The sequence below is a fragment of the Nitrosospira sp. TNL200 genome, from assembly GCF_055386305.1.
The window spans coordinates 1,341,796-1,355,969 of sequence record NZ_AP041003.1; the positions used below are offsets into that span (position 1 = coordinate 1,341,796).

Genomic DNA, 14,174 nt, shown 5'->3' on the forward strand with positions numbered 1-14,174 from the left:
TGCCGAACGCCGCCCGAGGAGCCCCGCGGGCGGGGGAACGATTAAATCGCGACGTCCGGAAGAGAAGGAACAGGATCCATTCGGACGGGGTTGATGGTCCTTGCCGAGTCGATGGCAGAAAGGCTTTGCGCGATTCTGGCGTTGAGGTTTTGCGTATAGCGTTGAAGGAGATAGCGAAGGGGTCCGCCCAGTTCGAATTCTTTTCTCAGGTGCGAAGCCTTGAGCCGATAGCCGTAGCCCGCACTTTGCACCACTGCGCGGTCAAGAGTTTTCTTTTGTCCCGGAAGCATCGAAATTCCGAATACCCCTTCATTGCCGATAAGCGTTACTTTTACCGGTTCCCCGCCGGGAGTATGCGCCAGCAGGGAAATGACGCTGGTGGTGGGGAAATACACCAGATCCAGTTCGCCCCCATTTTCATAAACGACCCATCCCTGTGGAAGGCATACCGGTTCGAGGCAGGATTTCATCCTTTCATAAGCATTTTCGGGAAGCATGGCAAGAAAAAGATTCTGTTTGGGAGTATGAAGAGATGACATCGGGGTCCTCGCTGATTCCGCCATCTCGTCTGTTGCGAGGGGCGAAAGGTTTTTAATCATGCTGATAATCGTGTATGCTGCCATCAGTACGGCGGTAGCGTATGTCGAGTCACCTTAGCATGCGAGAAGATACCGGTATGTGCGGTGACAGACAGAAAAAACGAGGTTGCTCTACTATAAAATGGAAAGACTTTCGGCAAGCTTCATGGTCGATGATCATTATGCATCCTTCTATCATCGCAAAGCTTGCTTAGAAGTTTCCTGAACATGGCTGGAAGAGGATGGTCTGGCGAAAGTCTGGCGCCGCTTTCCGGCGGAGTGACGGGCCGGACAAGTATCTTGAGACGAGGAAATGAATTCACCTGGAGGGAATCATGGATAGATCTGCCGCCAAGCGGAGCAGGGACAAGCTTATCGAGGATTTTCATTCCGTTATTGCCGATACCGAGGAACTGATGAAGTCGGTCAGTGGCGACAGTGAGAGAAAAGCCGTCGTGCTGCGTGATAAGCTCGACCGGAATCTCAAGCTTGCCAAGGAATACCTGCAGGACTTCGAAGGAACGGTGGTCGATAAATCCAGGGTGGCGGCAAGAGTAACCGACCAATATGTCCATGAAAATGCGTGGCGTACCGTAGCCGTTGCGGTAGGTATCGGCTTGATCATCGGATTGCTGCTCAGAGACCGGGATTAAGCGCTGCGGCCAAGGCAGTGGCAGTACTTCTTGTTAAAACCGGGTAGCAGGAGTCGATATGAAAATACGCATGTTTATTGCCGGGCTGTCTGCGTTGATGATAATGGGAGGCAATGCCTGGGCCGCTTCTTTCAGCGCTTTGTACACCTTTGGCGACAGCCTTTCCGATGTTGGCGACAGCCCTTTCGCCGTGCGTAGCCTCAACAAGACGCTGGGAGGAATATGCGATCCCGCGCATCCCTGCCCACCCTATGACGGCGGACGCATCTCGAATGGGCCAGTCGCATCGGAAAGGCTGGCGGTAGCCCTTTTCGGGGATGGAAAGGTGACGACTGACAATTTTCGCAGCTACGCGATTGCCGGCGCCACCAGCGGTATTGGCAACTACGGAGATGGCGGGCACGCCACTTCGACCGGTATTTTCGGCCTGCCGGGCATGCGCGACGAAGTGAGTGGCTACCTTGGCAACCTAAATGGCGCGCAGGCTGATCCAAATGCGTTGTATATGGTGTGGGGAGGCGCAAACGATTTCCTTACCACGGATTCCCCGACCGTGGCAGCCCAGAATATAGCAGGCTTTGTGGGCGAACTGGCGGCGGCGGGGGCGCGGCATTTTTTTGTGCCCAACCTTCCTGATCTGGGAGCGACGCCATCATCCATAGATAACGGACCTGCCTTCCAGGCTGCTGCGCGGGATTTTTCCCTTACTTTCAACTCCATGCTCGATGCGCAACTGAATAATCTCGATGGGCAATTTCCATCGGCTGATATTTTCCGCTTCGATACCTTTTCTTTCGTGAACAGCGTTATCCAGGACCCGGCAGGCCACGGCCTGACAGATGTCACACATTCCTGCCTGGGTGGCTTTGGTGGTCTTATACCGTGCAGCGATGCGGGGCAGCATCTTTTCTGGGACGATTTTCATCCCACCACTCAGGCAGACCTGTTGCTCGCAGCCGCTTTTGCCACCGCTGTGCCGGAACCTGAAATTTTTACCATGCTTGTTGCGGGCTTGTTCATTCTCGGCCTCGCAAGCGCGAGAAAGCGGCAAGTGGGAAAGGTTCGCCTGCATGCAGGCGGATTGTCTCTTTCAAATCCGGTTCGCGCTTAGATTACCTATCGTATCGCGCGGATATGGCAAGCCAGCAAAAAAAATGAGTTTCGCCAACAGAGCGCAAGCAGTATGCTGATCAAGTTCAAGAGCGATGCGTATGCCGACATCACCATGTTCGGCGATATTGCTACGCGGCTGCTTAAAATAATGGGTCATAGCGGGACAGTGCCCGGTGCGATACTCGCGCACGACGTTCCTGCCGCGCTGGATCGTCTGCAGCGCGGCGTCAAGGAAAGCTCCGCGGAGAATACAAATACAGGCGTGAGCAACGACAGGCAGGGGGAGCAAGGGGAGGGCCCGGAAGAGCATGTGAGCCTAAGCCACCGCGCGCTGCCTTTGATCGAGCTTCTCACCGCGGCGAAGAGCAGGCACCGTGATGTCATGTGGGAAGAGATGTAAGCGCTGATCCCGGATGAATCCGCCGGCCCCGCCCAGCCATGCTTCTGCTTGATATTGTCATGACTGTTCCGGACCATTTTTGAATGTGTGTTAACGAACAGAATTTTTTATCACTGAGCGCATAATGTAACCGGTGTCGCCATTGTGCCCTCGGTGGGAGACACCCCGTCCGGCAGCGAGCTCATCGCTGCCGGATTTTTTATGTGCGCCCAGCATGGGCGCACTCTTGCCCCGCCAAGCCATTCCCAAGTTTCCAGAGACGAACAGAGTCTGCCGCGCATGCGGTTGAATTCAGAATAATTATACTCGCGTCATTAAACGGAGAAATATGCTGATGTTCTCTTGTTGTTGTATGACAAAATTGTAAAAATGGCTGTGGAAATCTCCGTCTCATATTCCCGGATCGGTAATTTTTGCAGTGCGGCATTTTGCCGCACGCGACAATTTACCGCATTGACCTGTTTGCATGGCTGATAAATACTCCAAGTGCGTGACGTAGCGCTACATGCTTTACGCATATATTGTTATTCGTTTTTCTTTAATGGAATATTAAAAGGATCAGTCATGAAAAAAATATTCAAATATACGCTGCTCATTGCTGGCATGACTTCGTTGCCAGCCATGGCGCACATCAGTTACAGCGGTCGCGACTTTGGCACTTTCGATGGAACGATCGGGCAGACCAACACCATTTCGTATAATTCCGCCACCGGCAATTTCGGCTGGATCGACGGAACGGATGCCGATTGGGGCGACAGCCACAAGGTGCGGCCTTACGATTTTCACCTAACTGATACCGCCGATGTAAATATTACATTCCGGGCTCAGGTTTTTACGCCTGCCCCCACGGCCGCCGTGCCCAATCCCGTAGCCGTGCAAGGAGGGATCAATCCCGGTTTTTCGCTCTATGAGGGACTTGCTCATCGGCCTCCGGCCATACTGGATCATGATTTCGCTCCCGGTTCTATTGTGATCCGGGATGCGGTGGGCGGTGTTGGCATGACAGAAGGTTCATTTCGGGCACAGAACAACTGGAGCATCACCAACGATAATAATGATCCGCCAAGCGTATTTACTTATATTGGCTCCGCCTATGACGGCTCTGGCATAAACTACGGTACTGGCCTCATCGCCGGTCCTGACGGTGTAGCCGACCACATGGTTTCGAAAACTTTTCATCTGGCGGCGGGCGATTACTCGATATTTGTGGGCGGAACGGATTATGCCAATCAGAATGTTCTGCCGCAGCTTCAATATGGCATATCGGGTACTGTGGCAGTGGTGCCGGAGCCTGAAACATACGCCATGCTACTTGCAGGCTTGGGCTTGATGGGTGCCATCGTTCGCCGGCGTAATAAGCCTGATAGCATCTAAGAAACACGAACTATATCGTTGTTTCTTACAAAGTATTGTCCAGCAGAACCTGAACAGGCAAGGCAAGTAACCCGCCCAACCGGAAAAACGGTTTGGCGGACAACCCCTTAGGGCCGGGAATCTCGCACGCATGGGAAGAGATTTTGCCTGCCTGCATAGCCCGCATCTGAGGAGAAGACATTAGGGAAGCCCTGAACAAGTCTCCGCGGGCGCGACGGCAGCTTTGCCCTCGCTTCGCGGGGCCCCTCGTGCCACGCTCTGGGGAGCCATGGCGTTGTGCTCCTTGGTATCGTAGTCCAAGCTACGACCTTCATCGCACGCCTTATGATCATCCCGATTTTATCAGCAACGCGCTCCGTGAGGGCTTGTTCAGGGCTTCCTTAGGGCTTGCTAGCACTTGTTTCGCGCCCAGGACCCACGATAGCAGCGGATTTCGGCCGGAACGAGGCCCGAGCCGCGCAGCAACACGAGCGCGAAAAAGGGGTTAACAGGCCCTAATCCAGTTTCGGGAAATGCAGCTTGAAAATATGAAGCGCGTCTTCTCCTTCTTTCTTAAAATTCAATTTGCATAGTCTATTGTCGTAAGTGGCATGACGCTAACGGCATGCGACAATTTGCCACATGCGACAATATGCCACATTCCTAATTTTATCCTTTTGCCTTACATTTCACATCGCTTCCATTTAGACGTTTTTCATAATGTTAGCTGATTTTGTTATAAGCCCTTTCCTATAAAAATATATGGCGTTGCCGCCTCGGCTGCTTCTGTTTGCGTCGATGCAGGTAATCCGGATGTAAATAAAAATGAGAATAAGAAAAATTCTGGTGGCCGTGATAGCGGCGACCGCAACGGCAGGTATTTCAGAATTTGCAATGGGACAGAGCACAGCACCTTCTCCGAATAAAACACAATCACCGGCTGTGACGCTGTCTCCGGTTGTCGTCATGTCCAATCCAATCATAGACAGTGTCCGCGTCGATCCATTTTCCAGCACATCCGCGGTGGTTACGGAAAACCAGCTACGCGACCAGAATGCGTTCGACCTCGCCACGGCTTTGCGGCGGACTCCCGGTGTGCAGATATCGCGCTACAACCCGGTTGGCGCATTTGGGGGCGATCAGGGCGGCGCCGTCTTCATTCGCGGCATGGGGGTCAGCCGCCCGGGCAGCGAGATCAAGACCTATATCGACGGCATACCGTTTTATATGGGAGTGTGGAACCATCCCTTGCTCGATTTGCTGCCGGTCAACGGCATGCAATCCATCACCGTCTACAAAAGCCCTCAGCCGCAGATCAATGGCAACAACTTCGCCTCGATCAATCTCGAAACCAAGCGCGCAACCGAAGAAGGCATACAGGTGGGAGGAAGGGTTTCCGGAGGTTATTTCAACACATTCATCGAGCAGGTGGACATGGTCGGCCGCAAGGGCGACGTGGATTTTATGCTTGCGCAAGGACACGCCCAGTCGGATGGTCAGCGGCCGAACGCAAGCGGCGAGCTGAATAACGTAATGGGGCGCATCGGCATGCGGCTGAATTCCAACTGGTCGATTGGAACGAGCTTCCTGTACGTCGACAATCAGGCTCGCGATCCGGGGGATGTCCGCCTGCCCCGCCCCGCGGTGGCGCCGCAATACAATACCAGCGCAGGGATGGTGACTGTTTTTCTATCGCACAACCATGGCGCATGGCGTGGCGACCTTCGCGTTTATCACAGCAGGGGGGAGGGCAACTGGCTCAACGATCCGGTGCAGGGGACCTCGCTCACCAATTTCGAGATGACGGGGCTGCGCTGGAAGGAGCAGTTTTCTCTCTGGTCGGGCGGAAGCATCACTGCCGGACTGGACAGCGACTGGATCACCGGCGACGTGCGTTCCATCCCCATCGGAGCGCCACAGTCCCGTTTCAGCGCGCCGACCTTCCGCGTCACATCGCCCTATTTCGCATTAAGCCAGAGAATCGAAATCAACGAGAATTGGGCGGTGGTGCCGGCTATCGGGATTCGCGCCTATGACCACAGCCAGTTCCAGACCAAAACCTCGCCCCATGCAGGCTTGTCCCTGGTCTCCGCGAGGGCCACGCTATTCGCCAATGTCTCCCGTGGCATCAACTATCCGGGGCTGGAAACGCCGCTTCTCGCATTCCTGATTCCTCCTCTCGGGCAAAGCTGGAAACAGCTTTCGGCGGAAGAACTCAACCATGCGGAAGTCGGCGTGAAACTGACTCCCTTCGATGCCACGCAAATCGACATCAGCGTGTTTATCGATCAGGTGAAGAATCGTTATATCTTCGGCTTCCCCCCGAATGTTCCTCCGCCCCCTCAGTTCCTCAATCTGGGCACCTATGTGATGCGCGGTACCGAAATTGCCATCCGGCAGAATATTACGCCGAACTGGACGGTATTCGGCGGCCTGACCCTGCTCGATCCCAGTATCGACATTTTGCCTTATACCCCCAGGCGGGCGGTCACGGCGGGTATAAACGGGCAGATAGGCCCTATCCGCCTCACGGTCGATACCCAATATCAGTCGAGCGTGCTGGCGCTTAATCGCCCGCGCGCTGCAGGAGCAGTCAACAGCGAGAGCGTGCATTCATTTGCGATCATGAATGCCCGCGTTTCCTACAGGTTGCCGATGCTGGGAAAGAGAGGAGAAATTTTCGTGGCCATGGAAAATCTGCTGGACGTCAACTATGCCTATCGCCCGGGATATCCGATGCCGGGACGCTGGGGTCAGATCGGCGTATCCGCAAGCTTCTAGCAGCAGGCCCCAAAACCGCAGCATCCAGAACAAGGATTCACCATCTATTTGCCGGCTCATTCCCGAGCGGCAGGATAGCGATAGAGACTAGTTGATTTAAACAGGGGGGTTTTGATGCAGCTATCACCATTGGTAAATCCTGTAGAAGCTTTGAGCAAGGAAGAGATTTCACGATACAGCCGCCATCTGCTGGTTCCCGATGTGGGCCTGGAAGGCCAGAGGCGCCTTAAAACCAGCAAGGTTCTGGTGATAGGAGCCGGCGGGCTGGGGTCGCCAGTGCTCCTGTACCTTGCGGCAGCAGGAGTGGGGACGTTGGGGATCATCGATTTCGACGTCGTCGATGAATCCAATCTGCAAAGACAAATCATTCATGGGTACTCGGATATCGGCAGGCTCAAATCCAGAAGCGCGAAAGACTCCGTCAACGAGTTGAATCCCTGTGTCCATGTGCAACTTCATAACGAGCGCCTGGAAGCGGCCAATGCTCTGGAAATCATTTCGGGCTACGATCTGATCTTGGATGGAACAGATAATTTCGCCACGCGCTATCTCGTCAACGATGCCTGCGTGCTTGCCGGAAAGCCCTACGTCTGGGGGTCCATCTTCCGTTTTGAAGGACAGGCTTCGGTGTTCTGGGAAAACGCGCCCGACGGACGCGGCCTGAATTATAGGGACTTGTATCCCGAGCCCCCGCCACCGGATATGGCGTCCTCATGTGCCGAAGGAGGAGTCCTCGGCGTTCTCTGCGCCGTGATCGGCGCCATCATGGCAACGGAGGCCATTAAATTGATCACCGGCCTGGGCGAGACCCTGCTTGGACGGCTTGCCGTGTACGATGCCCTGGATATGACATTCCGGTTTATCCCGCTGCGGCGCGCACCCGCGCGGGCGCCCATCACCGGATTGATCGATTATCGGGAATTTTGCGGGCAAAAACGATCTGTTCCCGGGAACAAAACGGATATTCCCCTGATCAGCGCGCTGGAACTCAAGAAAATGAGGGAAAACGATGCGGACTTGCGGCTGATAGATGTCCGTGGGCTGGAGGAGTGGAATATCGTTCGTATCGAGGGCGCCGACCATATTCCCAAGAATGAAATGATGTCGGAAGAGGTTTTATCCCAACTCAGCAAAGACGATTTCATCGTGGTCCATTGCAAGATGGGGGCACGTTCGCGGGATGTTCTCATCGAAATGCAGAAACAGGGCTTCACCAACATCAAAAGCCTCGATGGCGGAATCCTGGCGTGGATAAAGGACGTCGATCAATCATTGCCGAGTTATTAGTTGAAAAGCATCATTAGTTGAAACGGAAGAGCCTCCGCGGCTTCTCTTTCTTATCGAAACTGTTTCGCTTCCATCAGATTTTGCTTCTCGCAGCGCGTTAACCGGTTTTCCGCAATTCATGATTTTTTAAAAAACCGCCTTTTGACGGAACAGGAGATGCTTTATCTCATTTTTTGAATGCACGGACATCAAGGAGGCTAAAAATTATGCTGACGATAGACGCCAGGCTGGTAAATGCAATGATTGCGCAGGCACGCAAGGATCATCCCGTTGAAACCTGCGGCATCATAGCGGGCTGCGAAGGATCCGATGTTCCGCTGCGCCTGATCCCGATGCGAAACATTGCTCAATCCGAAACGTTTTTTACATTCGATCCGCAGCAGCAACTGCAGGTATGGAGGGAGATGGAAGCCCGGGGAGAAGAACCGGTCGTGATCTACCACTCGCACACCCATGCACCAGCCTATCCGAGCCATGCCGATGTCAAGTATGCGATGGAACCCCGTGCCCACTACGTGATTATTCCGACGGATTCCAGGTATGAGGAGGAAATCCGCAGCTTCCGCATCGCGGACGGAATGGTTACCGAAGAGCGCATCAGGATGCTGAATTTGTATCAATCGGGTGGCGAACTGGCAACGATGACCTGAGCGTTCAAATTACGCGTTGGCTTCAATTTCAGCCTTCTATTCCGGGGAAGCCGTGAATGAACGTGCACATGCCGGCCGGCTTTCCTGAACCCGGATCCTCGATACGCAGCTACTTATGCAATAGCAGCTTTTTTACCGATTAAAAAATTGATTAAAAATTCCAAGAAGGAGCAGCCATGCCAGTAACCGTGAATATCCCGACCATCTTGAGGCCTCTTACCGACAATCAGAAACGCATCGAAATCGCGGGTTTCAACGTTCTCGAAGTCATCGAACAGATGGAGCGGCAGTATCCCGGCGTCAGGGAGAAATTGATCGCCGAGGGAAAGGCGCATCGTTTCATCAATCTGTACGTGAATGATGATGACATCCGTTTTCGCGAAGGTCTTCTCACGAGCCTGAAGGACGGAGATTTATTAACCATCCTGCCCGCCGTCGCCGGGGGATGCTGATCCGGCCGGCCTCAATGGATGGAAACAGGAATATGAATCATCCGGATCGTGCGCTGAGTGGCTGTGCGATAACGGGACTGAAAAGCCCGGCCCCTGATTTTGCTGCCATGGCCTCCTCCCTTTTTTACCAGTCGGCCGCATTGGGCATGGAAGTGGGATCGATCGAAAGCTGCCCGGACAACGCGGCATTTTCTTTTGAATTCGAAACCCCTCTTACCATGCCTGTCGCATGCAGGGTGACGAGGTGGCACGATGCTTCGAAACAAGTGTTGGCCACAGAAAATACCATGCAGGCAGCTTGCGGCCTGATGTCCGTCCATGGACGCGCCGGCGGCAAGTCCCGGCCGCTGGACCTTCGCTACGTTTCGACGCTGACCGCCGCACTGGCGCTGCAGGGGGGCGCTGCCGCTTCCATTGGCCAGTTGCGCGGCCTTTCGGTATCCAGCAGCAATGTTTCGATGGCTTCTGCAGCCCTGCTGAGCGTGGGGCAATATATCGCGGGGGCAACTGCCTCGGAATCACCGGAAAGGCTGTCGCCAGGCGGTGTCCCGAGCCGGGACTGTCCTCCCTTCGTCTCGCTGGATGGCGTCGTTTTCGAGCTGGAAACACTCGATGCCGGACCCTGGAAAAAGTTCTGGTCGGAACTCGGCGTAAGTGCGGCGGCCGCCGGCAAGGGGTGGGCAGCTTTCCTGATGCGATATGCGAAAGCCATGTCCCCGCTGCCCGATGAATTAGTCGATGCCATATCGCATTTCACCTATCACCACATCGCTCAGGTCTGTGCCAGTACCGGCATGGCTATTTGCCCGGTGCGTTCTCTCCAGGAAAGGGCAGGGGATGACGACAGCAGGCACATCTGGTCTCAAGGCCCGTGGGAGTTTGTTTTCGAGGGAAATCCCAGCGGCAGGCCATTGAGCAGGACCACCAGTGATCTGCCCCTGAGCGGCATCGTCGTCGTCGAATCCTGCCGCAGGATACAAGGTCCACTCGCGGGGCACCTGCTCGCTCTCCTCGGTGCGGAGGTTATCCGCATAGAACCGCCTGGGGGAGATCCACTCCGAGGCATGCCGCCCATGGCCGAGGGCTGTTCCGCTCGCTTCGATGCGCTCAACCGGCTAAAAACCATTCGGGAAATCGACATCAAGTCTCCGTACGGACAAGCGGAAATCAAGGAACTGGCGCAGGGGGCCGACGTATTTCTGCATAACTGGGCGCCGGGCAAGGCGTTGTTATTGAATCTGGACGAGGAAGCTTTGACTGCCATCAATCCTTCCCTGATTTATGCCTATGCCGCCGGCTGGGCAACGGACAGGCCGGCGCTCTGTCCATCGAATTCAATGCCCGGTACGGATTTCATGGCTCAGGCCTATTCAGGCATAGCCGGGAAGATCGCCGAAGCCTCGGGTACGCATTGCGGTTCCCTTTTTACCATTCTCGATGTGCTCGGAGGCGTGGTTTCGGCACAGGGAATCACGGTCGCGCTACTCAACCGATGCATGAATAATGTCGCTGGGAGAGTGACGTCGTCACTGATGAGTGCAGCAACGCTGCTTTGCGCGGATGATTTTGATGGTTTGTACAACCTATCCCGCATCAGTCCGCCCCCGCAAAGCATGATCGACGCCATCTATGCCACCAGGCAGGGGAAAATTGCCGTCGAATGCCGCGACCGGAAGATGGTGACGCGGTTGGTCGAAACCCTCGAAGCGACCCTTGGAGTGGGTGTCGGGATGGAGGAAGAAGGGTTTTTGCACCTGAGGGATCTGTTTCTATCGAGGACAGCGGACGAATGGGTCCAGATCCTCGGAGAGGCGGATGTTCCGGCAGCCGTGGTTATCGAAGACCTCGCAGACCTGCATGGCATAGAACTTCTGCAGCCAGGCCTCAGTCCCGGTTCTTACACAAAAGTCAATTCTCCCTGGAGCTTCAAATGAATCATTCAGGCATCGTGGATCTGGTTCCCGAGAAGGTTCGCAGCCAGTGGGTCAGGGATGGAATCTATCCCAATAAATCCCTATATGAGCTGTTTGTCGAGCATGCGTGGAGGCATCCCGACGGTCCGGCAGTAATCAGCCTCGATGAAACTGTCACCTACATGCAGCTATTGAGCAAAGTCCATCGGCTGGCGAACGGTTTCAGGGCGCGAGGGGTTGTCGCGGGCGACGTTATCGCATACCAGCTTCCCAACAGTTGGCGGTGTTGCGCAATCGATCTCGCCGCCGCGGCGCTTGGTGCGATTGCCGCCCCCTTTCCGCCGGGTCGCGGCCGCCTGGATATACAGTCCCTGCTGAGGCGGTGCGATGCCCGCGTCATTATTGTCGAGCAGGAACACACAAAGACCGATCTTTGCGAATTGATCGAATCACTGCGGCCGACGCTGCTGTCGCTTCGCATTCTGGTCGTGGATGGGAACCCCCGGCAAGGCTGGCATACACTGGAAGATCTGCTTCGAGCGAAATCTATAGAACCTGATGAATTACCAGCGGTTTATCCCGATTCGCCCGCTCGCTTCCTGATATCGTCCGGAACGGAATCAGAGCCGAAATGGGTTGCATATTCCCACAACGCGCTGGCCGGAGGAAGAGGGCGTTTTCTGCGGCGAATACATCCCCAAGGAAGCACTTTCAGCGGGCTCTACCTGATGTCGCTCGGCACGGCGTTCGGCTCGACCGCGACGTCTGGTGTTTTATCCTGGCTGGGTGGATCGGTTGCCGTACTGCGGCAATTCGATGTTGCCATCGCCATTCGAGCCATTGCAAAGCTGAGGCCCACTCATATCCTGGGCGTTCCCACCATGTTCCAGCGTATCGCAGCGGATCCGGCGCTGGCCAAGGCTGATACTTCCAGCCTGGTCGCCATCATCAGCGGCGGGGCAAAAATCGATGAGGCATCCATCCGCCGCTGTACCGAGGTATTCCGATGCGGCTTCATCGGCTTGTACGGTTCGGCGGATGGCGTTAACTGCCACGCCATGCTCGACGACGATCCGGAAGCCATTCTCCGCAAAGCAGGGCGTCCCAACCCCGAGGTTTGCTCCATCCGGATAGTCGATGACCAGAAACAGGAAATGCCGCAGGGCTGCATTGGTGAAATTGCCGCCCGGGGTCCGCTGAGCCCCATGCAATACGTCAATGCTCCAGATCTGGACGAGCGATACCGGGATGGAGAAGGATGGGTCTATACCGGGGATCTTGGCCTGATCGACGACAAGGGCTATCTCGTGCTCTGCGGGCGGAAAAAAGACATCATCATTCGTGGCGGCGTCAATATCAGTCCCGCCCAGATCGAAGACATCGCTGCTTCCCATCCGGCTGTCGTCAGCGCAGCCTGTGTACCGGTTGCCGATCCGGACCTGGGGCATCGGGTCTGCCTCTGCCTGGTATTACGGGAGGGAATGGAGCGCCCATCGCTATCGCAATTCACCGGCTACCTGCACAAACAGGGCCTGGAAATAAACAAACTTCCGGAGTATCTGCGTTATTACCGGCAGTTGCCACTCAGTCCCGCCGGGAAAATCGATAAAAAGCAATTAGCGGCGGAGATCGAGCTTGCCCAACGCATGACGGTACCCGGCCTTGCCCGCCAGGCGCACTGATGCCGCAAGCCTATAACAAATCAGACCATACCGCGCTGGCCAAATCGCTCTCCATCGAGATGCGAAAGTTCGTGGATGAAACAATCCTACCCAATGAGGCGCGCCTTGCCCAAGACGGCGAAGCATCATCGCGGCTGCAGTCGGAGCTGATCGAGAAGGCCAGGCATGCCGGACTCTGGGGGTTGTTTTACCCCTTCTCCCACGGCGGCAAAATCTTCTCGCTCGAAGACTATCTGATCGTCGCCGAACAGGAGGGGCGTACGGAATACTCCGGAGCAATCTTTGGCAGCCATACCGCACTCGATGCGCATATGCTCCTGGAATTCGGTACGGATGAAATCCGCAGGCGCTTCCTGGAACCCATGGTGGCGGGAGAAGCCATTCCCAGCTACGGAATGACGGAGCCGGAGCATGGCGGTTCGTTTCCCGGCCTGATAACGACTTCCGCACGCCTGTCCGGCGGCAACTGGATAATCGATGGCGGAAAGTGGTTTGTCGGCAACGCCGAACGGGCCACTTTTATTACTGTCCTGGCGCGTACGGCCGGGGAAGATATCGCACTCGGCAATGCCCTCTCCATGATTGTCGTTCCCACCGATTCGCCTGGGTTCCGGTTCGAACGCCCTATCAGCATGATGGGACGTTCGCTGGGCCAGGGCGAAATTTCCTTCAGCGGCGTGCAAGTCCCCGAGAATTATCTCCTGGGGGCGCGCGGCAGCGGCATCGATTTAATGAGGCGGCGGCTGGGCATGGGGCGATTGCTCCGTGCCATGAACTGGGTGGGACTGGCGCAGCGGTGCTTCGACCTGATGGGCGCCCGAATCCATTCCGGGCGCGGCAGATCCGCCCGATTAGCCGAGAAACAGTTGGTGCGGCAGCACGTTGCCAACGCGTATCAGGCCATTGCAGGCGCCCGCGAACTGATCCGGGTGGCCGCGAGGGGGGTCGATGCCCGGCGTACGGATGATGTCGAAATCAATGTCGCCAAGATGGCAGCGTCGCAAGCCTTGTGCCTTGCTTCGGATTCAGCGGTGCAACTGTACGGCGCGGAAGGCATCAGCGACCTGACTCCCCTTTCAGGTATTTTCAGAATAGCGCGCACCTCGCGCATCCTCGACGGCACCGACGAGTCGCTTATCAGTTCCGTGGGCCGGCGGCTCATCGATTTCTACAAGGAGCAGGATGCATACCATTTTGCCTGATCCGATTGCCGCACTTGCCAACCCCAACTCTTTACGGAAGCCATGTTCCCGAAGGGGCGACGAGCTATGATATATGTATATTTCCCGTTGCTTTTGCCGATGTGCCGGCA

The 14,174-nt window shown here is 55.6% G+C and carries 12 protein-coding genes; 11 read left to right on the forward strand and 1 reads right to left on the reverse strand.

Annotated elements, in window-relative coordinates:
• Nucleotides 1-41: 41 nt before the first annotated feature.
• Nucleotides 42-599: a cyclic nucleotide-binding domain-containing protein gene (locus tag ACZ5CE_RS05935; protein WP_464576897.1), complete on the reverse strand. Its 558-nt coding sequence runs from the start codon at nucleotides 597-599 to the stop codon at nucleotides 42-44.
• Between the two features lie 314 nt (nucleotides 600-913).
• Between ACZ5CE_RS05935 and ACZ5CE_RS05940 the strand changes: the two genes are divergently transcribed.
• The 11 genes from ACZ5CE_RS05940 to ACZ5CE_RS05990 all read left to right on the forward strand — a co-directional run bounded on the left by ACZ5CE_RS05940 (nucleotide 914) and on the right by ACZ5CE_RS05990 (nucleotide 14,064).
• Complete coding sequence (locus tag ACZ5CE_RS05940) at nucleotides 914-1,231, forward strand: ElaB/YgaM/YqjD family protein (protein ID WP_464576899.1); 318 nt, start codon at nucleotides 914-916, stop codon at nucleotides 1,229-1,231.
• A 58-nt stretch (nucleotides 1,232-1,289) separates the two neighbouring features.
• Nucleotides 1,290-2,342: an SGNH/GDSL hydrolase family protein gene (locus tag ACZ5CE_RS05945; RefSeq protein ID WP_464576900.1), complete on the forward strand. Its 1,053-nt coding sequence runs from the start codon at nucleotides 1,290-1,292 to the stop codon at nucleotides 2,340-2,342.
• A gap of 72 nt (nucleotides 2,343-2,414) precedes the next feature.
• Entirely contained in the window at nucleotides 2,415-2,744 is a 330-nt protein-coding gene (locus ACZ5CE_RS05950; protein WP_464576902.1) for a DUF1840 domain-containing protein, read from the forward strand.
• Nucleotides 2,745-3,308: 564 nt separating this feature from the next.
• The gene (locus tag ACZ5CE_RS05955) at nucleotides 3,309-4,118 is read left to right on the forward strand and encodes an FxDxF family PEP-CTERM protein (protein ID WP_464576903.1); all 810 of its coding nucleotides are present in this window, start codon (nucleotides 3,309-3,311) and stop codon (nucleotides 4,116-4,118) included.
• 804 nt (nucleotides 4,119-4,922) lie between these two features.
• Entirely contained in the window at nucleotides 4,923-6,878 is a 1,956-nt protein-coding gene (locus tag ACZ5CE_RS05960; RefSeq protein WP_464576905.1) for a TonB-dependent receptor, read from the forward strand.
• Nucleotides 6,879-6,992: 114 nt separating this feature from the next.
• Nucleotides 6,993-8,165 (forward strand): molybdopterin-synthase adenylyltransferase MoeB, encoded by a 1,173-nt coding sequence (moeB, locus tag ACZ5CE_RS05965; RefSeq protein ID WP_464576907.1) that lies wholly within the window; start codon nucleotides 6,993-6,995, stop codon nucleotides 8,163-8,165.
• A 206-nt stretch (nucleotides 8,166-8,371) separates the two neighbouring features.
• Nucleotides 8,372-8,815 carry a M67 family metallopeptidase gene (locus ACZ5CE_RS05970; protein ID WP_464576909.1) on the forward strand — a complete coding sequence of 148 codons (444 nt, stop codon included), beginning with the start codon at nucleotides 8,372-8,374 and terminating at the stop codon, nucleotides 8,813-8,815.
• Nucleotides 8,816-8,991: 176 nt separating this feature from the next.
• Nucleotides 8,992-9,267 (forward strand): MoaD/ThiS family protein, encoded by a 276-nt coding sequence (locus ACZ5CE_RS05975; protein WP_464576910.1) that lies wholly within the window; start codon nucleotides 8,992-8,994, stop codon nucleotides 9,265-9,267.
• Between the two features lie 32 nt (nucleotides 9,268-9,299).
• Entirely contained in the window at nucleotides 9,300-11,201 is a 1,902-nt protein-coding gene (locus ACZ5CE_RS05980; protein WP_464576911.1) for a CoA transferase, read from the forward strand.
• The gene (locus tag ACZ5CE_RS05985; protein WP_464576912.1) at nucleotides 11,198-12,862 is read left to right on the forward strand and encodes a class I adenylate-forming enzyme family protein; all 1,665 of its coding nucleotides are present in this window, start codon (nucleotides 11,198-11,200) and stop codon (nucleotides 12,860-12,862) included. The genes ACZ5CE_RS05980 and ACZ5CE_RS05985 overlap by 4 nt, the downstream gene beginning before the upstream one ends.
• The gene (locus ACZ5CE_RS05990; RefSeq protein WP_464576914.1) at nucleotides 12,862-14,064 is read left to right on the forward strand and encodes an acyl-CoA dehydrogenase family protein; all 1,203 of its coding nucleotides are present in this window, start codon (nucleotides 12,862-12,864) and stop codon (nucleotides 14,062-14,064) included. Before ACZ5CE_RS05985 ends, ACZ5CE_RS05990 begins: the two co-directional genes overlap by 1 nt.
• Nucleotides 14,065-14,174 lie beyond the last annotated feature (110 nt).